Here is a 20,850-nt window from a genome sequence, read left to right as displayed (position 1 = left end):
CCCGGTAGTGCCGGCCGCTGGCCGGCAGATTAGCCATCTCTGTACACAGATGGGGATGCCGGCCAGCGGCCGGCACTACCCCGTGGCGGAGCGGCTGCCTCAGCGCAGCTGGCTTTCGGCGAATTCCCAGTTGACCATCTGCCAGAACGCGTCCAGGTAGCGCGCGCGATCATTCTGGTAGTCGGTGTAGTAAGCGTGCTCCCACACGTCGCAGCACAGCAGCGGTGTGCTGTCGCCGGTCACCGGGGTGCCGGCATTGCGGGTGGCCTGCAGGCCCAGCTGCCCGCCCGGATGCTGCACCAGCCACACCCAGCCCGAGCCGAACAGGCCCAGTGCGGTGCGGTTGAATTCCTCGCGCAGGCGCTGCACGTCACCGAATTGGCGCTTCACCAGTTCGCCCAGCCGCCCTTGGGGCTCACCGCCACCCCGCGGGCGCAGGCACTGCCAGTAGAAGCCATGGTTCCAGGCCTGTGCGGCGGCATCGAACAGCGTGCCCTGGGCGTGGCGGACGATCTCCTCCAGCGACGCTTCCTCCCACTCGGTGCCGAGAATGCCGGCGTTGACGGCATCGACATAGGCGCGATGGTGGCGGCCGTGATGCAGTTCCACGGTCTGTGCGGACAGGTGCGGCTGCAGGGAGCCGGAGAGGTAGGGCAGGGCAGGCAATTCGACAGGCATGGACAGGTTCGTGGCCAGGGGGCGGCGGCAGCCGGTTCCATCGGCTTACAATGGCGGCTACCGTGGGCAGTCTAGCCGACCACCGCGGTCGGTTTGTCCGGCGAAGCAAGGAGTGTGGTTGTGGCGGTAATGCAGCAAATCCAGGCCGAGGTCGATCGTTACCCGCTCGTGCTGTTCATGAAGGGCACCCCGCAATACCCGATGTGCGGCTTCTCCAGCCGCGCCGTACAGGCATTGATGGCGGCCGGCGCGGTCACCCTGCGCACCGTCAACGTGCTGGAAGAGCCCGAGATCCGCGCCAACCTGCCGCGCTTTTCCAACCTCCCGACCTTCCCGCAGTTGTTCATCAACGGTGAGTTGATCGGCGGCTGCGACATCGTGCTGGAGCTGTTCGAAGCCGGCGAGCTCAAGCGCATCGTCGAAGAGGCGACCCAGGGATGAGTGCCTGGCCATCGACGTCACCGACCGACGGGGCGCTCGATGGCCGCCCGTTGCAGGATCGCGTTGTGCTGGTTGCAGGCGCCGGTGGTGGCCTGGGCAGTGCGGCGGCCGTTGCGGCCGCAGCGGCCGGTGCCACCGTGGTCCTGCTCGGCCGCAAGCCGCGCCGCCTGGACCGTGTCTACGCCCAGGTGCAGGCTGTCGGCCCGGAACCCCTGCTGTACCCGTTGGACCTGGAAGGCGCAGGCCCCGACGACTATGCCGAGCTGGCCCAGGCCCTGCAGCGCGAGCTGGGGCGGCTGGACGGCCTGCTGGTCTGTGCTGCCCACTTCCCGGGCCTGACCCCGTTCGAGCTGGCCGACCCGGCCAGCTTTGCCCGCGCGGTGCACGTCACCCTGACCGCGCCCGCTTGGCTGGCCCAGGCCTGCCTGCCGCTGCTGCGTCAGCGCGAAGATGCGGCGCTGGTGTTCGCGGTGGATGCCCCCGAACGGGTCGGGCAGGCTTACTGGGGCGGCTACGGCGTGGCCCAGCATGGCCTGCGCGGCCTGATCGCCAGCCTGCACGACGAACTCGGCCGCAGCCCGGTACGGGTCAGTGGCCTGTACCCCGGTCCGCTGCGCACAGCCCTGCGTGCCCGGGCGTATTCTGTAGACCAGGACCCGGCCGCCCAAGGCCCGGAGGCCGCCGCCGCTGCGGCCGTGACCCTGTTGTCCGGTGCTGGCGCTACTTGGCGCGGCCGGATTCTCGATGCCAGCGGGGCGTCCCCGGCCGAGTGAGTGCCGGGGAAAGGTCGAGTGAAGACCCCGTCACGATTGCGTTGCGATCGGGTGCCGTTTGTCGCACAACCGTCACATTGATGGCGTAGCGTGTTAATCTAGTGTTAACCGTTGTGGCTTACTTAAGCCAAGCGGTAGGGAACCCCAGATAAATCTCCGACCAGCCACCCGCAGGGCTGATTGGATGCGCTTTTTTTCCGCCATCGCCAACTCGCATCGAGGCTACCGAAAAATGACCCACCCACTCCGGATGTCCAAGCTCACCCTTGGTCTCGTGGCTGCGCTCGCCGCCGCTCCCGCCTTCGCCCAGAGCACCTCTGCCGGTGTCGGCGGCCAGGTGATGTCCTCTGCAGGCCAGCCTGTCGCTGGCGCTGAAGTCACCATCACCCACACCGAGTCGGGCACTGTTTCGCGTGCCACCACCGATGCGTCGGGTCGTTACAACGCGCGCGGCCTGCGCGTGGGTGGCCCGTACACCATCACCATCACCAAGTCCGGTGAAGGCACCAAGACCGAAGAAGGTGTCTACCTGAACCTGAACCAGGTCAACACGGTCAACGCCAATCTGGGCGGTGACCTGGCTGCCACCAACCTGGACGCCGTGAACGTTGTCGCCACCGCCGGTGGCCTGGACCTGTTCAGCGCCACCAAGATGGGCAGCGGCACCAACGTGACCCGCGAAACGATGGACGCGCTGCCGTCGGCCAACCGCAACATCCAGGACTACATCCGCCTGGATCCGCGCATCTCGCAGGTCAGCAAGGCTGACGGCGCGATCTCGGCCGGTGGCCAGAACACCCGTTACAACGCCATCCGCATCGACGGCATCAGCGCCTCCGATCCGTTCGGCCTGGGCTCCAACAACCTGCCGACCGAGCGTCAGCCGGTATCGATGGACGCCATCCAGGAAATCAACATCGACCTGGCCAACTACGACACCACCATCGCCGGTGGTACCGGTGCGGTGATCAACGCCGTCACCAAGTCGGGTACCAACGAATTCCACGGCACCGTGTACGGCTCGTACCGCGACAAGGACATGGTCCGTTCGCGCCTGGAAGGTGACAAGCAGGACTTCAACGGCTTCGAGGACGAGAAGACCTACGGCATGACCTTCGGCGGCCCGATCGTCAAGGACAAGCTGTTCTTCTTCACCAACTACGAAAAGTATGAGCGTTCGGCCGCCGGCATCAGTCTGAGCGATACGCCGATCGGCAAGGGCACCATTACCCAGAAGGACATCACTGACGTCCAGAATTACCTGGGCAAGCTGGGCTATGACCCGGGCTCGCTGTCTGCGCCGAGCAGCAAGACCGAGATCGAAGAGTACGCGGTCAAGCTGGACTGGAACATCAACGAGAACCACCGCGCGGCCCTGCGTTACAACAAGATGGAGCAGAACGTCGTTCGCTTCCCGCAGGTGAACAACAGTGCGATCTCGCTGAGCAACTTCTGGTACCAGCAGCCGACTGAATACGAAACCTGGATGGGTGAGCTGTTCAGCGACTGGTCCGAGAATTTCTCGACCGAGTTCAAGGTCTCGCACAAGGATTACTCGGCCAATCGCGTTCCGCTGGTCGACATGCCGCAGATCCGCATCCGTTCGGGCAACGATTCGCTGTACGTGGGTACGGAGCAGAACACCCACGTCAACATCGTCGAGTCGAAGGAACTGAGCGCCTTCGGTGCCGGCACCTGGTACGTTGGTGACCACACCGTCAAGTTCGGCTTCGATTATTCGAAGAACGAGCTGATGAACTTCTATGGCCGCAACCTCAATGGCGCATACGAGTTCAACAGCGTCAACGACTTCTTGGCAGGCAAGGCTGCGCGCTACCAGCTGCGTGCGCCGCGCGCCGATGGCAGCCGCAGCGACATTCCGGCTGACTTCACTCTGAAGAATACCGGCGTGTTCGTGCAGGATACCTGGGCGATCAACTACAACCTGAGCCTGATGTTCGGCGTGCGCATCGACATGCCCGACTTCAGCACCCAGCGCCTGTACAACCCGCGCATCGAGCAGCTGTACGGCTTCAACAACACCAAGCTGGTCGACAAGAACCTGGTGCAGCCGCGTGTTGGTTTCAATTACACCTTCGACAGCGAGCGTCCGACGCAGCTGCGCGGCGGCGTGGGCCTGTTCGGTGGCGCCGCCCCGAACGTGTGGCTGGCAGGTGCGTACCAGAACACGGGCCTGAACTACGTCGAGTATGATCAGCGCAATCCTCCGGTCGGCACCTTCAGTCCGGACGGCAACAACCCGTACGTTCCAGCTGGTGGCCCGGCGTCTGCCCGCCAGAACGTGGACATCATCGCTCCTGGCACCCGCCTGCCGTCGGTGTGGAAGGCCAACCTGGCGTTCGACCACGAACTGCCGTGGTACGGCATCGTGGCGTCGGCTGAAGTGCTGGTGACCAAGGTCAAGGACGGTATCTACTTTGATCGTCTGGACGTATCCGCACCGACTGCCTACGGCCCGGATGGCCGTGCGATCTACTGGAATCCGCAGGGTCGTAACCCGGCCAACACCCGTGGGGACCTGGGCATGACCACCGGCACCAATGGTGCTATCGATCGTGCCAACCGCCCGAATGATATTGGTGATGTGCTGGTGCTGCGCAACACCGACAAGGGTCGCGGTACCCAGGCCACGTTCTCGCTGGCCAAGCCGCTGACCGAGAACTGGGGCTGGTCGCTGGGTTACACCTATACCCAGTCGAAGGAAGTGAGCCCGCTGTCCAGCTCGCAGAACACCTCGAACTGGAACAACACCCTGAGCCTGAACGCCAACGACAACGTTGCGTACAACTCGCGCTACGCGATCAAGGACCGTATCACCGGTACGTTGGAGTGGAAGCACAACTTCTTCGGTGACAACGCCACCCGCGTCGGCCTGTTCTATGAAGGTCGTTCGGGTCGTCCGTACAGCTACATCTACTACAACGATGCGAACGGCGACGGTGCGACCACCAACGACCTGTTCTACGTGCCGAAGGGGCCGGGTGACGTGCTGTTCTCTGGCGGCGCCGACATGGAGAAGAAGTTCTTCGACTGGCTGGCGCAGAATCCGGAGCTGGATGCCTACCGTGGCAGCGTGGTTCCGGCCAACCAGCATCGCGCCAAGTGGATCAACTCCTTCGATGTCCGCATCAGTCAGGAGTTCCCGGGCTTCGTGAAGAGCCACAAGGGCGAGATCGCGCTGGACATCATGAATGTCGGCAACCTGCTCAACAAAAAGTGGGGCCTGATCGACGATTACGGCTTCTACTCGACCCGCCGCGTGGCCAACTACGCGGGTATCGATCCGGCCACCGGCAAGTACGTGTACTCGTTCACCGGTGCGGAAGATTCCGCGATCCAGGAAAACAACAACGACAAGGGCAACACCGCCGTGTCGCGCTGGTCGATGCAGCTGACCCTGAAGTACAAGTTCTGATCCGTCAGAGCCTGAAGCAGTAAGTGGAAACGGCCGGGGAAACCCGGCCGTTTTCCGTTCATGCGAAAGTCCTTGCAGGTCACCTGGCATCAGCGTAGCATCCAGAAATGTGCGCGGTGCCAACGCCGCCGATGCGGTCCCGGAAAGGCGAACGCGGGAAGCACACATCCAACGGTCGGGCTTCCCGGCCGTTTTGCTTTTTAAGGGGGCGGCAGTACAGTCGGAAACCTTGAAGGAAGCGAAAAATTGGACATGACCACGAACGAAAAATCAGCCCGTGCACTGCCGGTGCAGGACGCGCGGATCTACCCGCGCGGTGGGCTGGATGTGCTGTCGCGGGCCGAAGTGGCCCGCCTGCGCGATGCGTCTGCCGGCGGTATGCACGAACTGCTGCGCCGCTGCGCGCTGGCCGTGCTGACCAGCGGAAGCGCCTCTGACGATCCGCGCGCGGCGCGCGATCTGTATCCCGATTTCGACATCCAGGTGGCGCAGCAGGATCGCGGCGTGCGCATCGACCTGGTCAACGCACCGGCGATGGCCTTCGTCGATGGCGAGATCATCCGCGGCGTCGCCGAGCTGCTGTTCGCCGTGGTGCGCGACCTGGCCTACATGGCCATCGAGATGGGCCCGGCCTACGCGGCCGAGCTGGAGTCGTCCGAGGGCATCACCAACGCGGTGTTCGGCCTGCTGCGCAATGCGCGCATCCTCAATCCGGGCGACCCGAACCTGGTCGTGTGCTGGGGTGGCCATTCGATCTCGCGCGACGAATACCTGTACACCAAGCAGGTGGGCTACGAGCTGGGCCTGCGCGGCCTGGACATCTGCACCGGCTGCGGACCAGGCGCGATGAAGGGCCCGATGAAGGGCGCCACCATTGCCCACGCCAAGCAGCGCCGCACTGTGACGCGCTACATCGGCCTGACCGAGCCGGGCATCATCGCCGCCGAGTCGCCGAACCCGATCGTCAACCACCTGGTGATCATGCCGGACATCGAGAAGCGCCTTGAGGCCTTCGTCCGCATCGGCCACGGCATCATCGTGTTCGCCGGTGGCGTCGGCACCGCCGAGGAAATCCTGTACCTGCTCGGCATCCTGCTGCGCGAGGAAAACAAGGACCTGCCGTTCCCGCTGATCCTGACCGGCCCGACGGTGGCAGCGCCGTACTTCGAGCAGATCGACCGCTTCATCCGCCTGACCCTGGGCGATGCGGCCGCCGAGCGCTACGAGATCGTCATCGGCGACCCGGTGGCGGTGGCAAAGAAGATGGCCAACGGCATCAAGCGCGTGCGCGAGCACCGCCTGGCACAGAAGGACTCGTTCTTCTTCAACTGGTCGATCGAGATTCCGTGGGAGTACCAGCAGCCGTTCGTGCCGACCCACGAGGCAATGGCCGCGCTGGACCTGCACCACGGGCGTGCACCGCATGCGCTGGCGGCCGACCTGCGCCGGGCGTTCTCGGGCATCGTGGCCGGCAATGTGAAGGAGGATGGCATGCGCCGCATCGAGCAGTTCGGGCCGTTCCAGATCCACGGCGACCCGGACATGATGCAGGCGCTGGATGCGCTGTTGCGCGCCTTCGTCGAACAGCGCCGGATGAAGATCTCCGGCGAATATCAGCCCTGCTACCAGGTGCTGGCCTGAGCCTGCGCCGGCGCGATGGGGATCGCGCCGGGACAGGCAGGGGAGGGCGGGCCGTCAAGGCGTTGACGCCCGTCGCCCCGGAATGACCGTTCATCCTGCCGCCGCTTGCCGGTGGCAGGGCGATGGCCCATCGTGGCCATCAACACGCTGGGGAGCGTCCAATGTCTTTGCGCCGGCAAAACGGCTTCACGCTGGTTGAGTTGATGGTCACGGTTGCCGTACTGGCGATCCTGAGCACCATTGCGTATCCCAGCTTCCAAAGTACGATCCGCTCAAATCGTGTGGCCACGACGACCAACGAACTGATCGCGTCGCTGGCACTTGCCCGTTCCGAGGCAATAAAGAACACGCGTGGTGGGGCTGTATGCGCTTCCAAAGCGGGCAAAGATTGTGATGGCAGCAGCTGGGCGGACGGCTGGATGGTCTGGGAGGATCGCAACGGTAACGGGTCGCTTGATTCCGGTGAGAACGTGCTGCGCTACAGCGAAGGTCGTCCGACCATGAAATCCGCAACCGAAACGTTGGCCATCGGCTTCGATGGACGTGGCCGCAATCGCGCCAACGCGGAAGTGGATGTGACACTTCGCCCTGAGAAGTGTGGCGACCAGCCCCTGCAGCGCACGCTACGCATATCGCCTACGGGACAGGTCCGGCTGTTGAAGGAGAGTTGCTCATGAGAAAGATCGGCTTCCAGCCGCACCGTACGGCGCAGGGCGGTTTCACCCTGATCGAGGTCATGATCGCCATCCTGGTGATGGGTATCGGCCTGCTGGGCTTCGCGCTGCTACAGACGATGAATGTACGGTTCGTGCAGAGCGCGAACTACCGCACCCAGGCCACCAACCTGGGGTACGAGCTGCTTGATCAGATCCGGGCCAACCGGATCAACGCGCTCAGCTATGCCGGTACCTATGCTGCTACCACCGGCAAGGGGGACTGCGCGCCGTCCATTGGCAAGGATATCGGCAAGGATGACTTCACCCGCGACTGGCGCTGTCGCCTGGGCCGCGCACTGGGTGACTCGGCATCCGGAACGGTAACCGTCAATGACGGCCGGGTACGGGTGTCGGTCAGTTGGGGCGATGAGCGTTGGAATCCCGATTCGAAGGCTGACACCACCTTTGCTGCCGAGAGCCTGCTGTGATGACCAGAATGCGCTCCCGCCAAACGATGAGTGGCCTGTCATTGATCGAGTTGATGATCGCCCTGACCATCGGCCTGATCATCATGCTGGGCGTGGTCCAGGTGTTCGCCGCTTCACGGACGGCCTACCAGCTGTCTGAAGGGCTGGCGCGGGTCCAGGAGAACAGCCGTTTCGCGATGGATACCCTGCAACGCGAACTGCGCATGGCGGGACACTTCGGCTGCGTGAACGACCAGGCGCATGATCCGCAGGGCACCTTGGCAACCACCTTCGCTGCCGGAGGCCACCCCGCGCTGGACTTCGCACGGTCGATCCAGGGCTACGAAGCAACGAATACCAAACCGGGCGACACGGTGACGTTGGCGGCAACGCCGTCAACGGGGGGCAACAAGTACTCGCCGGCGTTGCCGAGTGAGTTTGCCGCGGCCATCAAGAACCGGGTAGACGGCAGCGATATCGTCGCTCTGCGCTATCTGGTACCGACCGGTGTGCCGGTCACGGCGGTAGTTGGAGTTGCCCAGCCGGTTTTCAGTTTTGATCCCAAACGTCTTGCCGTGCTTGATAGCGGAGTTACCGACCCGGGGCTGTTCGGTGTGGCCGACTGCATTTCCGCCACGGTCTTCCAGGCTCGTGCGATTGATGCAAAGGCCGGCACCGTGACGGTGGGCACCGCACCCAACAACGTCGTGGCCATCGCCCGCAACTACGAGGCCGGCCAGGCGGTGCTGTATCGCGCCGAGACGTCGATCCTGTACGTGGGCTACGACGCTGCGACCAAGCAATCCTCGCTGTATCGCCTTCGATTCACCGCCAAGCCCGGTGCTGCCCTGGTGGCGGGACCGCCAGAGGCGCTGGTCGAAGGCGTGGAGAACATGCAGCTCCTGTATGGCCAGGATCACGGTCTGAGCACGGTGTCGCCGACCGGCTACATCGATCGACAGGGTACTGCGACCGATGTCCAGGCCTCCATCGTCCCGGCCTCGCGTGGCTGGCAACGTGTGGGTACGGTGCAGTTGGGGCTGGTGGTATCCAGTCCGGACCCAGCTGCATCTGTCCAGGCCAGTTCGAGTGCGCCGCTGAGCGCGCTCGGCGTGACCTATACCGCGCCCTCTGACGGCCGCATGCGCGCCGCCTACCAGAGCACGATCGCTCTGCGCAATCGCCTGTATGGCAACTGAGGCCACCATGCGTACCCATCCCGCCCGCCGCCATTCTCTGCATTCACCGCGTTCCCAGCGCGGCGCGGTGCTGTATGTCGTGCTGATCATGCTGGTACTGATGGCCCTGCTGGGCATCGCCGGCATGCAGGTCACGAGCATGCAGGAACGCATGGCCGCCAACTATCTGCGCAGCAACGTTGCCTTCCAGAACGCTGAGGCCGACGCCCGGCAGACCGAGAAATCCATCGAGAAGGCACTGGCTGACGGGGGCATCTTCAAGGCCAACCAGGAGGAATGCAGTCCATCCTACGATCCGCAGACGTGGGCCGATGGTCTCAGTGAAACCAAGTCCACCTACACGCGTCGCATCGACAAGTGCTTTGCGGCGTCCAGCCGGCGCACCGGCGGCCGACAGAACGAAGAAACCGGGAACATCTACCAGGTCACGGCGCTTGCCAGTGACGATCCCTCCAATGCGTCCGCCAGTGCGGTCATCGACACGATCTTCATCCCATGAACAGCGAGCGCCGTTTCCTTAGACTTCGTTCCTCCACCTGGCTGCGGGCCGGTGTGGGTGTTGCTGCGCTTGCCGGCCTTGCCGCGTTGATCATTCCGCTGCAGGCCGCGCTTGGTGACTACGACATCGCGCAGGAGCCGCTGTACAGCAAGCAGAGCCAGCCGCCATTGATGATGATGGTGATGTCGCGCGACGAGCAGCTGTTCAACAAGGCCTACAGCGACTACAGCGACCTGGATGGGGACGGGGTGCTGGATACCACCTACCAGGACAAGTTCGATTACTCAGGCTACTTCGACTACAACCTCTGTTACTCGTACAACAGTGGTGTCTTCAAGGCCAGTGCAGAGGCAAAGGGCGCCAACAAGCACAGTTGCAGCGGCGCGTGGTCGGGCAACTTCCTCAACTGGGTGACGATGAGTCGTCTGGATGTGATGCGCTACGTGCTGTACGGCGGTCAACGCTTCACCGATACGAAGGAAAAGACGGTGTTGGAGCGGGCACCGATCCCCAGCGATCTGCATGCGTGGGTCAAGGTCTACAGTGGATCGAACCTTCGCGAGTTCGCCAACCTTGCTGGAAGCGGGACGACGTTCAGCTTCTGCAGTGTGACGCGTTCGGCAACGGGTGCGCCGCTGATGCGCGTGGCCGAAGGTGCACTGGGCGAGTGGGCCTCGACGGCCAGCAACCAGTGCGATACCGGACGTGCCAGCACCGCCGATGGCTACGCGGACATTCCCCGCTCGGCCACGGACTACACCGTGCGCGTGGAGGTGTGTGATGCCAGTTCAACGGTGCGTGAGAGTTTCTGCCGCAAATACAACGATGGCATCACCGACCGCTTCAAGCCGGCTGGGCTGCTGCAGACCTACGGTGAGAGCGGGCGACTGCGCTTTGGACTCGTGACGGGAACCTACGCCAATCCGCGGGATGGTGGTGTCCTGCGGCGGAACATCGGCAAGATCGCGGGCAACGGTACGAAATTCTGCGGCACGGGTGATGAAATCGACCTGTCTACGGGGCAGTTCTGCTACCTGAACCTGACGGGAAGTGCCAAGGCCGACGACGAGGGGGTGATCAACGCGATTTCCAGCTTCCGTCTGGACAACTGGAACTGGTCCAACAACTGGAATGACTGCAACACCTTCGGCATCCTCAATCGTCAGGACCAGAAGGGAAATGGCAACCTGGCCGATCCGGGAACCGGTGGCCAGAAGTGCAGCGCCTGGGGCAATCCGTTGGCGGAAATGTATGCGGAAGCGCTGCGCTACATCACGGCGGGAGCCAAGGTCTACAGCGACAGCGGAGATCTCAGCGGCCTGCCTACCAATATCGGCTGGAAGGATCCCTATCGCCTGCCCGCAGATGGAGGCAACTCCTATTGTGCGACCTGCAACATCCTGGTGCTGTCTTCGGGTCTGCCGTCCTTCGACAGTGATAACGTCGGTTCCGTTACCGGCCTCGCGTCTGCGGAGTCCGCGACCGATGCAGTCGGCACGGCCGAAGGAATCGCCGGCAAGAGCTACATGATCGGTCGCGTGGGTGATACACCGCGCGGTGCTTCGCTTGATACCCACAGTGATATCTGCCAGGGGCAGACAATCGGCAGCCTCAGCAAGGCGCGCGGTATCTGCCCGGACATTCCCTCCATGGAAGGCAGCTTCCTGATGGCGGGGCTGGCCAAGGCGGCCGCGGAGACCGATCTGCGCCCCAACGTGCAGAACAAGCCAGGCACGTATAAGGTCACTGCCACCACCTACGCCGTTGCCATGGCCGAGAATCTCCCGCAGTTCGAGATCGCGGTGGGCAACAGCAAGATCGGATTGGCTCCGCTCTGCCAGGCCAACAACACCGGTGGCGCAACGGCAGCGAGCGCTGGCTGGCGCAGCTGCTTCCTGGGCTCGGTCGGCATTGGCACCAAGCAGGCCAACGACACCGGCGGAAAGCTGGTCTATGGCCGTCCTTACCGTACAGATGCGAAGTCCGGCAGCTTCTCGCTGGTGTGGGAAGACTCCCTGTGGGGCAATGACCATGACAACGACGTCGTTGCCATGCTGAGCTACTGCGTGGGTGCGGCCTGCAACGACACCGGGGATTTCAACGACATCTGCTGGCGTGCTGATGCGAAAGTGAGCAACAGTGCTGCGGGCAATACACGACTGTGCAACTACACAACCGCAAACAAAGGGGTGGATTGGATTGGCACGACTTTGGCCGGCAAGGTCGAGGAGGATGAAGTGCTCATCCGGATCGAGAACCTGTCGGCGTACGCTGGCAACGCAATGCTGACGGGCTACACGATCACAGGCTCGAATGCCTCCAGCACCGTGCAGCGACTGGCGCTGCGTCCGGGCAACAGCAATGCCTCCGTGCTGACCAGCACAAACAACTTCCCGAGCAACTGGCAGAGGCCGGTAGTCATCAAGTACAAGGCCTCTACCACTGCCGCTGGCCAGCTTGAAAGCCCGCTGTGGTATGCCGCCAAGTACGGTGTCCCGGCCGGTAAGAAGTGGGACAGCAAGAAACCAGGCGTGCCGGACAACTACTTCCTGGCACGCAATCCGACCAAACTGAAGGAGGCGCTGGAGGCGATCTTCAACAGTGCAGCGGAAGGTGATGCGCCGGTCGGTGGCAGCGGCAGTGGCGCGCGTATTTCGACCAACTCGTTCACCGTATCGTCCCATTACAGCGTGCCCTCTGGCACCGTGGACTGGACCGGTGATGTCATTGCCACCCAGGTTGACGGCCAAGGTGCGGATGGTGCCGTGCTGTGGAAGGCGTCCAGCAACATCGGCAGTGCCACGCGCCGCATCTACATGGCGACGTCCCCGACCAAGACCGCGTCCGATGGCACGGTGACCCCGGTCAATGCGACCGAGTTCCTGGCCACCAATCTGCCGGGCAGCGATGAGCGGGCGAAGCTGTCTGCGTTGGGATTCAGCGACTCGATTCCTGCCTGGTTCGGCAAGATGACCTCGACCAATCTGGTCAACTATCTGCGGGGTGCCGCGGTGAGTGGCCTGCGTTCGCGCACATCGCCGTTGGGTGACATCGTCAATTCCACCACCGAGATCGTGTCCAAAACGGATGACTTCGGCTATGCAGGCTGGGCGAGGCAGTCGACAGTCAAGTGGAAGGCGACGCTGGGCACGTCTTATGACGCCTTCCTGAAAGCGAAGCGTGCGACATCAGGGCCGCCGACGATGATCTATGTTGGCGCCAATGACGGCATGGTGCATGGTTTCAACGGTTCGAATGGGGCGTCCGGCGGCACGGAAGAGCTGGCTTTCATCCCCTCAGCTGCGATGCAGCACATCGCTGAGCTGGCCAATCCCAAGTATGGGCATCGCTACTACGTGGATGGCCCACTGACGTCGTCCGACGTCTACTATGGGGATGCCTGGAACACGGTGCTGGTGGGCACTACGGGTGGTGGTGGCTCCAGCAAGGCGCCCAATGCGGCGAGCGTAGGCAATGGCTCTGTGTTCGCGCTGAATGTCAGCGATCCGACCGCGTTCGGTGCATCGAGTGTGTTGTGGGAAGTCTCGGGCAAGACGGAGTCGGATCTTGGGTTCGTGCTGGGCAAGCCGGCTGTGGTGGCGGTGAAGGGCGCCGATGCCAATGCTGCGCCGCGTTTCGTCGCGATCTTCGGCAATGGCGTCAACTCCACCAGCGGCAAGGCAGCGCTGTTCGTGGTCGATATCCAGACCGGCAAGGTGCTCAAGCGGCTTTCGCCGGTAGGTGCCAAGTACGCGGCACGCAACGGCCTGATCAACATCGCCACGGTGGCGTTGAAGAACAATGACGGCATCACCGACACTGTGTATGGCGGTGACATGCAGGGCAATATCTGGAAGTTTGATCTTTCCAGCACCGATCCGACCGATTGGAACATCGCCCTGTCTGGAACGCCGCTGTTCACCGCTACGCGCAACAACAGCCCGCAGCCGATCATGAGCGGAATCGAGATCAGCACGGGCCCAGGCGGTGGCATCAGTCTGTTCTTCGGTACCGGCCAGTACTTCGCCGCCGATGACAATGCGGTCAGCAGCACTTCGCCAGTGCAGTCGCTGTATGGCATCTGGGACAACCTCGCCAGTGCGGTTGGCACGCGCGACAACCTGGTACAGCAGGTGATCACTACCGGTACATCGGCCAGCGGCTATCAATTGCGTGATGTCACCCGCAATGCGGTGAACTACGGTTCGGCCCGCGGCTGGTATGTGGACCTGCAGGCCGGATCGGCAGTCGAAGGCGAGCGCTTCGTCGGCAACCCGCGTGTGCAGAACGGCATCGTGTTCTTCACGTCCTATGTGCCGGGTACCGCGATCTGCGGCAGCGGCGGTGGCGTGAACTGGCTGTACGGTCTCAACCTGCTGACCGGTGGCGGCCAGATGTCCGGCCTGAGCCCAACCATCGGCGGAGAAGCGCTGTGCACCGGCAACTGCGGTGGTGTCGCCCTGACCAAGAAGGGTGACCTCAGCCAGGGGCCGCCAGTGAAGGACACCAACATCTTTGTGCCCAAGCTTACGCCGTGCAAACCAGGCGATACGGGATGCACGGTCGACAAGATGCTGCAGGCCAGCCAGTGTACGTTTGTGCTGCGTGCGGCCGGCGCCGATCCGCTTTACATGCCTCGGCCCTGTGGACGACAGTCGTGGCGGCAGATCCGTTGATGAATCCGATATCGAGGTTGCCCATGCATGTGTACAGCAGGCGTCGAACCGCCACCGGCTTCACCCTGATCGAGCTGATGATCACCGTGGCCGTGGTTGCCATTCTTGCTGCCATCGCGTTGCCTTCGTACCAGGCCTATGTGCGCAAGGCCAATCGTGCCCAGGCCAAGGCCGATCTGGTCGAGCTGGCGCAGATGCTGGAACGGCGGCATACCGTGGAGAACACCTACGCGGGCATGACGCTGCCGTTCTCGCAATCGCCACGCGACGGTACCGCCAGATACACGCTTTCCTATGTGGGAACGCCGAACGGCACCTCCTTTACCCTGCAGGCGGCACCGACCGAGATCCAGAAGAAGGACGACTGCGGCACACTGAGCCTGGACCAGGCCGGACGGAAGACGCCGAATGCCAGCAAGGGGCCTGGATGCTGGTAAAGGGCAGGCCTTTGGGCGGCATTGCAGAAAAGGCTTGCACTCCCCTGCAAGCGCTGGCTAAAATGCGCACCCCGCCCGAATAGCTCAGCCGGTTAGAGCACTTGACTGTTAATCAGGGGGTCGTTGGTTCGAGTCCAACTTCGGGCGCCAGATTCGAGAAAGCCGCGAGAAATCGCGGCTTTTTTCGTTTTTTGCGATGGCGCTGCGGACTTCAGCAGGCGGTGGGCCTTGGCGGGCGCTGGCTCCTGACCCGTCCCGGGACGCTGATGATGACGCGGCTGTGCTCCTGCCCGTCCACGCACAGCACGATGGACTGGTTGGTGCCGGCATTGCGGCCGTCGGGCCGGAACCGCACGTCGGGCCGATGGTCGCTGGTGCGCAGGTCGACATGACGCTGGCGTGCCTCGTGCACGCGCAGTTCCTTCCCGGCGCCGGTCGCGCCGTTGGCCGGTTCGACCTGCACCCGCCAGCCCAGGCTCCATGCCTGGTCACACATCATGCCGTCCGACGATCCGCAGACCGTCACGCGGCGACGTTCGGTGATGGCGGTGCTGCGCGCCATCGACAGGCTGGCGACCAGTTCGGCGCGCAGCGCTTCCGCCTGGAAGTGCCGCAGCGTGCGTTGCCAAGGGCCCCAGGCCAATGCCAGCAGGACCGACAGCACCATGACGGCGATCAGCAGCTCGATCAGATGGAGCCCGCGGTGGAGCCGGGCAGGGCCAGGACGATGGGACATGCCTCCAGCCTCGACGTGCGCCGGGGCATTCACCATCAGGCACCGCCGCACTCTCCTGCCCGGAAACCCCTCAGCGGGCCGTCACTCCATGCCCCGTATACTCACCACTCCCGGGAACTGGCACCACCATGAGCGACCGTTTTGAACTCGTCTCGCCGTACTCGCCGGCGGGCGACCAGCCTGATGCCATCGCGAAGCTGACCAGCAATTTCGAAGCGGGCATCGCCAAGCAGACCCTGCTGGGCGTCACCGGCTCGGGCAAGACCTACACCATCGCCAACGTCATCCAGAACGTGCAGAAGCCGACGCTGATCATGGCGCCGAACAAGACGCTGGCGGCGCAGCTGTATGGTGAGTTCAAGGCGTTCTTCCCGCACAACGCGGTGGAGTACTTCGTCAGCTACTACGATTACTACCAGCCGGAAGCCTACGTGCCGTCGTCGGACACCTTCATCGAGAAGGACAGTTCGATCAACGAGCACATCGAGCAGATGCGGCTGGCGGCGACCAAGACCCTGCTGTCGCGCCCGGACGCGATCGTGGTGGCGACGGTGTCGGCAATCTACGGCCTGGGCGCGCCGGAAGACTACCTGTCGCTGCGCCTGATCCTGTCCAAGGGCGAGCGCATCGACCAGCGCGACCTGATCAACCATTTGACCCAGCTGCAGTACACGCGCAACGAATACGAGCTGCAGCGCGGTACGTTCCGCGTGCGTGGTGAAGTCATCGACGTGTTCCCGGCCGAGTCGGACAGCGAGGCGCTTCGCCTGGAGCTGTTTGATGGCGAGGTCGAGAAGATCACGTTGTTCGATCCGCTCACCGGCGAGACGCTGCGCAACATGCAGCGCTTCACGGTCTACCCGAAGACCCATTACGCCACCACGCGCGAGCGTGTGCTGGCGGCGATCGATACGATCAAGGTCGAGCTGAAGGAGCGCCTGGAGCAGCTATATGCGCAGAACAAGCTGGTGGAGGCGCAGCGCCTGGCGCAGCGCACCCAGTTCGACCTGGAAATGATGGCCGAGGTCGGCTACTGCAACGGCATCGAGAACTACTCCCGGCACCTGACCGGCAAGAACGCCGGTGAACCGCCGCCGACGTTGTTCGACTACCTGCCAGCCGACGCGCTGCTGGTGATCGACGAATCGCACGTGACCATTCCGCAGATCGGTGCCATGTTCAAGGGCGACCGTTCGCGCAAGGAGACGCTGGTCGAGTTCGGGTTCCGGCTGCCCTCGGCGCTGGACAACCGGCCGCTGCGCTTCGAGGAGTGGGAAGAGCGCTGCCCGCGCAGCATCTATGTGTCGGCCACGCCAGGCCCCTATGAGTACCGCGAGGCCGGTGACGAGATCACCGAACTGGTCGTACGCCCCACCGGCCTGATCGATCCGGTGGTGGAGATCCGCCCGGTGGGCACCCAGGTTGACGACCTGATGAGCGAGGCCAATGCGCGCATCAAGGCCGGTGACCGTGTGCTGGTCACGACGCTGACCAAGCGCATGGCCGAAAATCTCACCGAATACCTGACCGAGCACGGCATCCGCGTGCGCTACCTGCACTCGGACGTGGACACGGTCGAGCGCGTGGAGATCATCCGCGACCTGCGCCTGGGCAAGTTCGATGTGCTGGTGGGCATCAACCTGCTGCGCGAGGGCCTGGACATGCCCGAGGTGTCTCTGGTGGCGATCCTGGATGCCGACAAGGAGGGCTTCCTGCGCTCGACCGGCTCGCTGATCCAGACCATCGGCCGTGCCGCCCGCAACGTGCGTGGCAAGGCGATCCTGTATGCGGACAAGATCACCCGCTCGATGCAGGCAGCGATCGACGAGACCGACCGCCGTCGTGCCAAGCAGGTCGAGTACAACGAGCAGCACGGCATCGTGCCGCGCTCGGTGGCGCGTCCGATCACCGACGTGCTGGAAGGTGCGCGCTCCGATGCGGCGGAGAAGGAAGCAAAGAAGGGCAAGGGCAAGGGCAGGCCCGGCGTTGCCGAGGAGGGGAGTGACTATCGATCGCTCAGCCCGGCCCAGCTGGCGTCCCGTCTCAAGGCGCTGGAGCAGCAGATGTACCAGCACGCCAAGGACCTGGAATTCGAGGATGCCGCCCGCGTGCGTGACCAGATCCGGCAGCTGAAGGAAGCGAGTCTGGGCTGAACGCGGCAGTGCAGCATCTTCTTCACAAAAGTGTTGCGCTTCACGGCCGGGATCCGTAATATACGCGGCCTGCACCGACGCAATCGCGGACGTTCAGTAGCAAAAACGGGCGGTTAGCTCAGCGGTAGAGCACTACCTTGACATGGTAGGGGTCACAGGTTCGAACCCTGTACCGCCCACCACGAAGTCCCTGGAAGGGGGCTGTCGTGAACTGCAAAGCCCGGCCCTGGCGCCGGGTTTTTACGTAGCAAGGCCAGCTTTCGGGCGGCAAGAACAAGATGGGCGGTTAGCTCAGCGGTAGAGCACTACCTTGACATGGTAGGGGTCACAGGTTCGAACCCTGTACCGCCCACCACCTGGCTCCCGGCATTGCCGGTGCGGTGGTGGATCACGACGGAAGCCGGCCCTGTGCCGGCTTTTCTCGTTTCAGGCGTCGATCACGGTTCCACATGGTCAGCGTTGCACGACCAGGTCTTCGACGCTGATCATCCGCTGCAGCTTCCAGTGACCGTCCACGCGCTCCCAGAGCTGGGCGACGCGAACCGTCGCACCACGCGTGGGCTGGGCATCGCCGGGTTCGTGTTGCAGGGGCTGGTTGGCCAGCCTCAGGACCCGGTCCTGGCGCAGCCGGTAAAGCAGCAGGGAGGGCGAACCGCAATCCTGTCGTACGACGTCCGGCTGCTGGGTTTCGGCAAGCAGGATCTGGCTGCGAAGGGCCTCTTCAGCGGGCTCGTTGCCAGCGCCGAACAGGCTGGAGAGCAGCAGCATCAGGGCAAGCATCGGCATGGCACGGTGCTCCAGCGGGAAAGTGCACGCAGGCTGGCATGACATGTGGGGGGCTGCAGCCGGCCTGCGACGAAGGCCGGAATTGAACCGCCAAAGGCGGCCGGGGGGGGCGATGAATCCGGGCCGTGCAGGCGTAGACTCCGGTCTACCGCGCAATCGCGCCGTCACTGCAAGGAGCTGCCGCATGAGCGATCACGTCCCGGTTTCCCGGCCCAATCCCATCATCGAACTGCTGTTCGGCGGCAACATGCTGGAAGGTACTTTCAAAGCGGTGATCTGGGTGGCCCTGCTGGCGGCAGTGCTGGCGTGGACCACGTTCCGCTGAATCTTCCCGCTGCCCTGCGGCACCGGCGGCGGCGCTGGCCTGCGCTCAGGCGCTGAAGGCCTGGCGCAGGCTGCGCAGCGTGGCCTGGCGATGTTCCTTTGCGGTCGCTTCGCCCATCTCAAGTTCCTGCAGGCGCAATCCCACCAGCGTCATCGACAACGCGTAGCCGCGTGCCGCATCTGCAGCACGCGAAAGGCCCAGTGCGCGGCGCGTCAGCGCGTTCACGTGTTCCAGGTCGGGCAGCAGCCCCAGGTAGGCGCGCTCGGCGCTGTCCAGGTCGGGGGCACGCAGGATTGCGTGCGCTTCAGCAGCAGGGGAGACGGAGGCCATGGGGGGGTCCTTGTCCGTTGCGGGCGCTCGATCAGAACGAGCGCATCAGGGAAACGAAGGCCGACGTCTGCGTACCGCGACGGGCCATCGGGCTGTCCTTTACTGCATCGCCGAACCACTGGTTGGCGACGACGCCGGTCGCGCGCCACTTCGTGCCCAAGGGCGTGCTGACTGCGATCTGCAGGCTCGGTGATGTCGCGCTGCCCGGGTTGTAGGCGGCAAGTCCCGAGCGCAGCGCTTCTTCGTCGGTGATGCCGTAGTAGTAGTCGAGCAGGCGCGCACTGGAGTGCACCACGCCGACCTTGGGCACCCAGGTGAAGCGACCGGCCTGGATCGGATAGCTGTAGTGCAGGCGCGACTCCATGCCACCTCCATGTCCGGTGACCTCGCGCATCACGCTGGCCTCGACGATGCCCCAGTCGGCGCTGTATTCACCGTTGATGCCGGCCATGGCCGACATCTGCCGGCTGTGCAGGCGACGCAGCTGCGGGTCGTTCACGTCGTCGGTCTTGAAGCGCAGCGTGTAGGGCGTGACTGCCGCCGACAGGCGCAGGCCCTCGCGCTTGTACAGGTACATGCCCAGCGAGCCCGGGCTGGCGAAGAAGCGCTCGCCCTGCCAGGCAATGGACGGTACGACCAGCGGCTTGACGTCGTAGTGGGCGTACGCCCCCGAGGTTGCGCCGGCACTGATACCGGCCTGCACGCCCGGGTTCCGGTCGGCGGCGTGGGTGATCAACGGCAGGCCGATGGCAGCGGAGAACAGCAACGGGAGCAGCAGGGTCGGGGACAGCGACGGCATCGATCAACCACTTTGCGGGGGATGGCTGTGCATGGTGCGGGCACAACATTGTCAGAACATTGCGCCTTCGCAATTGGCACACGAAGACGCCCAAACCTGGCGCCAGGCACTATGATCGGCACCGTTTCCGGTAGCCGAGCCCCTGATGCGCATTCTCCTGGTCGAAGACGATCCCGATCTGTCCCGTGCCCTGCAGTCGGGCCTGGAGCGGCAGGGCGTGGTCGCCGACGTGGTCGGCAGCCTGGCCGAAGCCGCGGTCGCGCTGCGCGAGCCGGTGCACCAGCTGATGCTGCTGGACCGCCAGCTGCCCGATGGCGATGGCGTGGCTTTCGTCGCCACCGCACGCGCGCTGCGCCCGAACCTGGCGGTGATCATGCTGACGGCCAAGGGCAGGTTGTCGGACAAGGTCGAGGGCCTGGATGTCGGTGCCGACGACTACCTGGTGAAGCCGGTGGCGATCGAGGAGCTGATGGCGCGGATCCGTGCTGTCTCGCGGCGGCCCTCGGCGATGGTGACACCGAGCCTGCATCTGGGCCGGCTGGAATTTGACTTCGAATCGCTGCAGGCGCAGGTGGAGGGCCAACCGCTGGCGCTGCCCCGGCGCCAGGTGCTGGTGCTGCAGGCACTGGCGATGCGCCAGGGGCGCACGGTCACCCGCACGGCACTGGAGGCCGCGGTGTACGGCTTCGACGATGAGATCCAGTCCAATGCGCTCGATGCGCACATTTCCAAGCTGCGCAAGGCGCTGCAGCAGGCCGGGGCGGGCGTTGAAATCCATGTGATCCGGGGCGTCGGCTACCTGCTGGCGGAGGCCTGAG

Annotated in this window: 18 protein-coding genes and 3 tRNA genes; 16 read left to right on the top strand and 5 right to left on the bottom strand. The window is 63.9% G+C overall.

What is annotated here, in order from left to right:
- Nucleotides 1–99 precede the first annotated feature (99 nt).
- On the bottom strand, nt 100–678 hold the full coding sequence (locus V3B46_RS04295) for a superoxide dismutase (RefSeq protein ID WP_329891208.1): 579 nt from the start codon (nt 676–678) through the stop codon (nt 100–102).
- A 120-nt stretch (nt 679–798) separates the two neighbouring features.
- Here V3B46_RS04295 and grxD point away from each other — a divergent pair, with 120 nt between their 5' ends.
- The 11 genes from grxD to V3B46_RS04240 all read left to right on the top strand — a co-directional run bounded on the left by grxD (nt 799) and on the right by V3B46_RS04240 (nt 15,053).
- The gene (grxD, locus tag V3B46_RS04290; RefSeq protein ID WP_005408852.1) at nt 799–1,119 is read left to right on the top strand and encodes a Grx4 family monothiol glutaredoxin; all 321 of its coding nucleotides are present in this window, start codon (nt 799–801) and stop codon (nt 1,117–1,119) included.
- A complete protein-coding gene (locus V3B46_RS04285) occupies nt 1,116–1,892 on the top strand; it encodes an SDR family NAD(P)-dependent oxidoreductase (RefSeq protein WP_329891207.1) in 777 nt (258 codons plus the stop codon). Before grxD ends, V3B46_RS04285 begins: the two co-directional genes overlap by 4 nt.
- Before the next feature lie 232 nt (nt 1,893–2,124).
- Nucleotides 2,125–5,328, top strand: a complete 3,204-nt coding sequence (locus V3B46_RS04280; RefSeq protein ID WP_154263014.1) for a TonB-dependent receptor — start codon at nt 2,125–2,127, stop codon at nt 5,326–5,328.
- A gap of 252 nt (nt 5,329–5,580) precedes the next feature.
- Nucleotides 5,581–6,969 carry a nucleotide 5'-monophosphate nucleosidase PpnN gene (gene ppnN / locus V3B46_RS04275; RefSeq protein WP_010486098.1) on the top strand — a complete coding sequence of 463 codons (1,389 nt, stop codon included), beginning with the start codon at nt 5,581–5,583 and terminating at the stop codon, nt 6,967–6,969.
- A gap of 161 nt (nt 6,970–7,130) precedes the next feature.
- Nucleotides 7,131–7,646, top strand: a complete 516-nt coding sequence (locus tag V3B46_RS04270) for a GspH/FimT family pseudopilin (RefSeq protein ID WP_154263016.1) — start codon at nt 7,131–7,133, stop codon at nt 7,644–7,646.
- Nucleotides 7,643–8,113: a type IV pilus modification protein PilV gene (pilV, locus tag V3B46_RS04265; RefSeq protein ID WP_043400479.1), complete on the top strand. Its 471-nt coding sequence runs from the start codon at nt 7,643–7,645 to the stop codon at nt 8,111–8,113. Before V3B46_RS04270 ends, pilV begins: the two co-directional genes overlap by 4 nt.
- Entirely contained in the window at nt 8,113–9,291 is a 1,179-nt protein-coding gene (locus V3B46_RS04260; RefSeq protein WP_154263018.1) for a PilW family protein, read from the top strand. Before pilV ends, V3B46_RS04260 begins: the two co-directional genes overlap by 1 nt.
- A gap of 7 nt (nt 9,292–9,298) precedes the next feature.
- The gene (locus V3B46_RS04255; RefSeq protein ID WP_099559616.1) at nt 9,299–9,790 is read left to right on the top strand and encodes a pilus assembly PilX family protein; all 492 of its coding nucleotides are present in this window, start codon (nt 9,299–9,301) and stop codon (nt 9,788–9,790) included.
- On the top strand, nt 9,787–14,466 hold the full coding sequence (locus V3B46_RS04250; protein WP_329891206.1) for a pilus assembly protein: 4,680 nt from the start codon (nt 9,787–9,789) through the stop codon (nt 14,464–14,466). The genes V3B46_RS04255 and V3B46_RS04250 overlap by 4 nt, the downstream gene beginning before the upstream one ends.
- Before the next feature lie 23 nt (nt 14,467–14,489).
- On the top strand, nt 14,490–14,903 hold the full coding sequence (locus V3B46_RS04245; RefSeq protein ID WP_049399924.1) for a type IV pilin protein: 414 nt from the start codon (nt 14,490–14,492) through the stop codon (nt 14,901–14,903).
- 73 nt (nt 14,904–14,976) lie between these two features.
- A tRNA-Asn gene (locus V3B46_RS04240) sits at nt 14,977–15,053 on the top strand.
- Between the two features lie 61 nt (nt 15,054–15,114).
- Here the strand turns inward: V3B46_RS04240 and V3B46_RS04235 are convergent.
- A complete protein-coding gene (locus tag V3B46_RS04235) occupies nt 15,115–15,639 on the bottom strand; it encodes a GspH/FimT family pseudopilin (protein ID WP_154264932.1) in 525 nt (174 codons plus the stop codon).
- A gap of 128 nt (nt 15,640–15,767) precedes the next feature.
- Between V3B46_RS04235 and uvrB the strand changes: the two genes are divergently transcribed.
- The 3 genes from uvrB (at nt 15,768) to V3B46_RS04220 (ending at nt 18,147) form a co-directional block, all read left to right on the top strand.
- Complete coding sequence (gene uvrB, locus V3B46_RS04230; RefSeq protein WP_154263022.1) at nt 15,768–17,792, top strand: excinuclease ABC subunit UvrB; 2,025 nt, start codon at nt 15,768–15,770, stop codon at nt 17,790–17,792.
- Between the two features lie 107 nt (nt 17,793–17,899).
- Nucleotides 17,900–17,974: transfer RNA gene (locus V3B46_RS04225), tRNA-Val, on the top strand.
- A gap of 98 nt (nt 17,975–18,072) precedes the next feature.
- Nucleotides 18,073–18,147, top strand: a tRNA-Val gene (locus V3B46_RS04220).
- 98 nt (nt 18,148–18,245) lie between these two features.
- Here the strand turns inward: V3B46_RS04220 and V3B46_RS04215 are convergent.
- Entirely contained in the window at nt 18,246–18,578 is a 333-nt protein-coding gene (locus V3B46_RS04215) for a hypothetical protein (protein ID WP_329891205.1), read from the bottom strand.
- A 184-nt stretch (nt 18,579–18,762) separates the two neighbouring features.
- Between V3B46_RS04215 and V3B46_RS04210 the strand changes: the two genes are divergently transcribed.
- A complete protein-coding gene (locus tag V3B46_RS04210; protein WP_165929929.1) occupies nt 18,763–18,903 on the top strand; it encodes a hypothetical protein in 141 nt (46 codons plus the stop codon).
- Nucleotides 18,904–18,948: 45 nt separating this feature from the next.
- Here V3B46_RS04210 and V3B46_RS04205 read toward each other — a convergent pair whose 3' ends face one another.
- Both V3B46_RS04205 and V3B46_RS04200 read right to left on the bottom strand, forming a co-directional pair.
- Complete coding sequence (locus V3B46_RS04205) at nt 18,949–19,233, bottom strand: hypothetical protein (RefSeq protein ID WP_019337170.1); 285 nt, start codon at nt 19,231–19,233, stop codon at nt 18,949–18,951.
- A 31-nt stretch (nt 19,234–19,264) separates the two neighbouring features.
- On the bottom strand, nt 19,265–20,032 hold the full coding sequence (locus tag V3B46_RS04200) for a MipA/OmpV family protein (protein WP_329891204.1): 768 nt from the start codon (nt 20,030–20,032) through the stop codon (nt 19,265–19,267).
- A gap of 145 nt (nt 20,033–20,177) precedes the next feature.
- Here V3B46_RS04200 and V3B46_RS04195 point away from each other — a divergent pair, with 145 nt between their 5' ends.
- The gene (locus V3B46_RS04195; protein WP_032128900.1) at nt 20,178–20,849 is read left to right on the top strand and encodes a response regulator transcription factor; all 672 of its coding nucleotides are present in this window, start codon (nt 20,178–20,180) and stop codon (nt 20,847–20,849) included.
- The last annotated feature ends 1 nt before the right edge of the window (nt 20,850 follow it).

The organism is Stenotrophomonas sp. SMYL11 (assembly GCF_036320005.1).
GTDB classification, from domain to species: domain Bacteria; phylum Pseudomonadota; class Gammaproteobacteria; order Xanthomonadales; family Xanthomonadaceae; genus Stenotrophomonas; species Stenotrophomonas maltophilia_A.
Note: the sequence above shows the minus strand (reverse complement) of the source record. Positions and strands in the feature narration are given on the sequence as shown.

Coding starts and splice junctions, on each gene's coding strand:
- V3B46_RS04295 (WP_329891208.1), bottom strand. CDS start 678: ATGCCTGTCGAATTGCCTGCCCTGCCCTACCTCTCCGGCTCCCTGCAG.
- V3B46_RS04285 (WP_329891207.1), top strand. CDS start 1,116: ATGAGTGCCTGGCCATCGACGTCACCGACCGACGGGGCGCTCGATGGC.
- V3B46_RS04280 (WP_154263014.1), top strand. CDS start 2,125: ATGACCCACCCACTCCGGATGTCCAAGCTCACCCTTGGTCTCGTGGCT.
- ppnN (WP_010486098.1), top strand. CDS start 5,581: ATGACCACGAACGAAAAATCAGCCCGTGCACTGCCGGTGCAGGACGCG.
- V3B46_RS04270 (WP_154263016.1), top strand. CDS start 7,131: ATGTCTTTGCGCCGGCAAAACGGCTTCACGCTGGTTGAGTTGATGGTC.
- pilV (WP_043400479.1), top strand. CDS start 7,643: ATGAGAAAGATCGGCTTCCAGCCGCACCGTACGGCGCAGGGCGGTTTC.
- V3B46_RS04260 (WP_154263018.1), top strand. CDS start 8,113: ATGACCAGAATGCGCTCCCGCCAAACGATGAGTGGCCTGTCATTGATC.
- V3B46_RS04255 (WP_099559616.1), top strand. CDS start 9,299: ATGCGTACCCATCCCGCCCGCCGCCATTCTCTGCATTCACCGCGTTCC.
- V3B46_RS04250 (WP_329891206.1), top strand. CDS start 9,787: ATGAACAGCGAGCGCCGTTTCCTTAGACTTCGTTCCTCCACCTGGCTG.
- V3B46_RS04245 (WP_049399924.1), top strand. CDS start 14,490: ATGCATGTGTACAGCAGGCGTCGAACCGCCACCGGCTTCACCCTGATC.
- V3B46_RS04235 (WP_154264932.1), bottom strand. CDS start 15,639: ATGTCCCATCGTCCTGGCCCTGCCCGGCTCCACCGCGGGCTCCATCTG.
- uvrB (WP_154263022.1), top strand. CDS start 15,768: ATGAGCGACCGTTTTGAACTCGTCTCGCCGTACTCGCCGGCGGGCGAC.
- V3B46_RS04215 (WP_329891205.1), bottom strand. CDS start 18,578: ATGCCGATGCTTGCCCTGATGCTGCTGCTCTCCAGCCTGTTCGGCGCT.
- V3B46_RS04210 (WP_165929929.1), top strand. CDS start 18,763: ATGAGCGATCACGTCCCGGTTTCCCGGCCCAATCCCATCATCGAACTG.
- V3B46_RS04205 (WP_019337170.1), bottom strand. CDS start 19,233: ATGGCCTCCGTCTCCCCTGCTGCTGAAGCGCACGCAATCCTGCGTGCC.
- V3B46_RS04200 (WP_329891204.1), bottom strand. CDS start 20,032: ATGCCGTCGCTGTCCCCGACCCTGCTGCTCCCGTTGCTGTTCTCCGCT.
- V3B46_RS04195 (WP_032128900.1), top strand. CDS start 20,178: ATGCGCATTCTCCTGGTCGAAGACGATCCCGATCTGTCCCGTGCCCTG.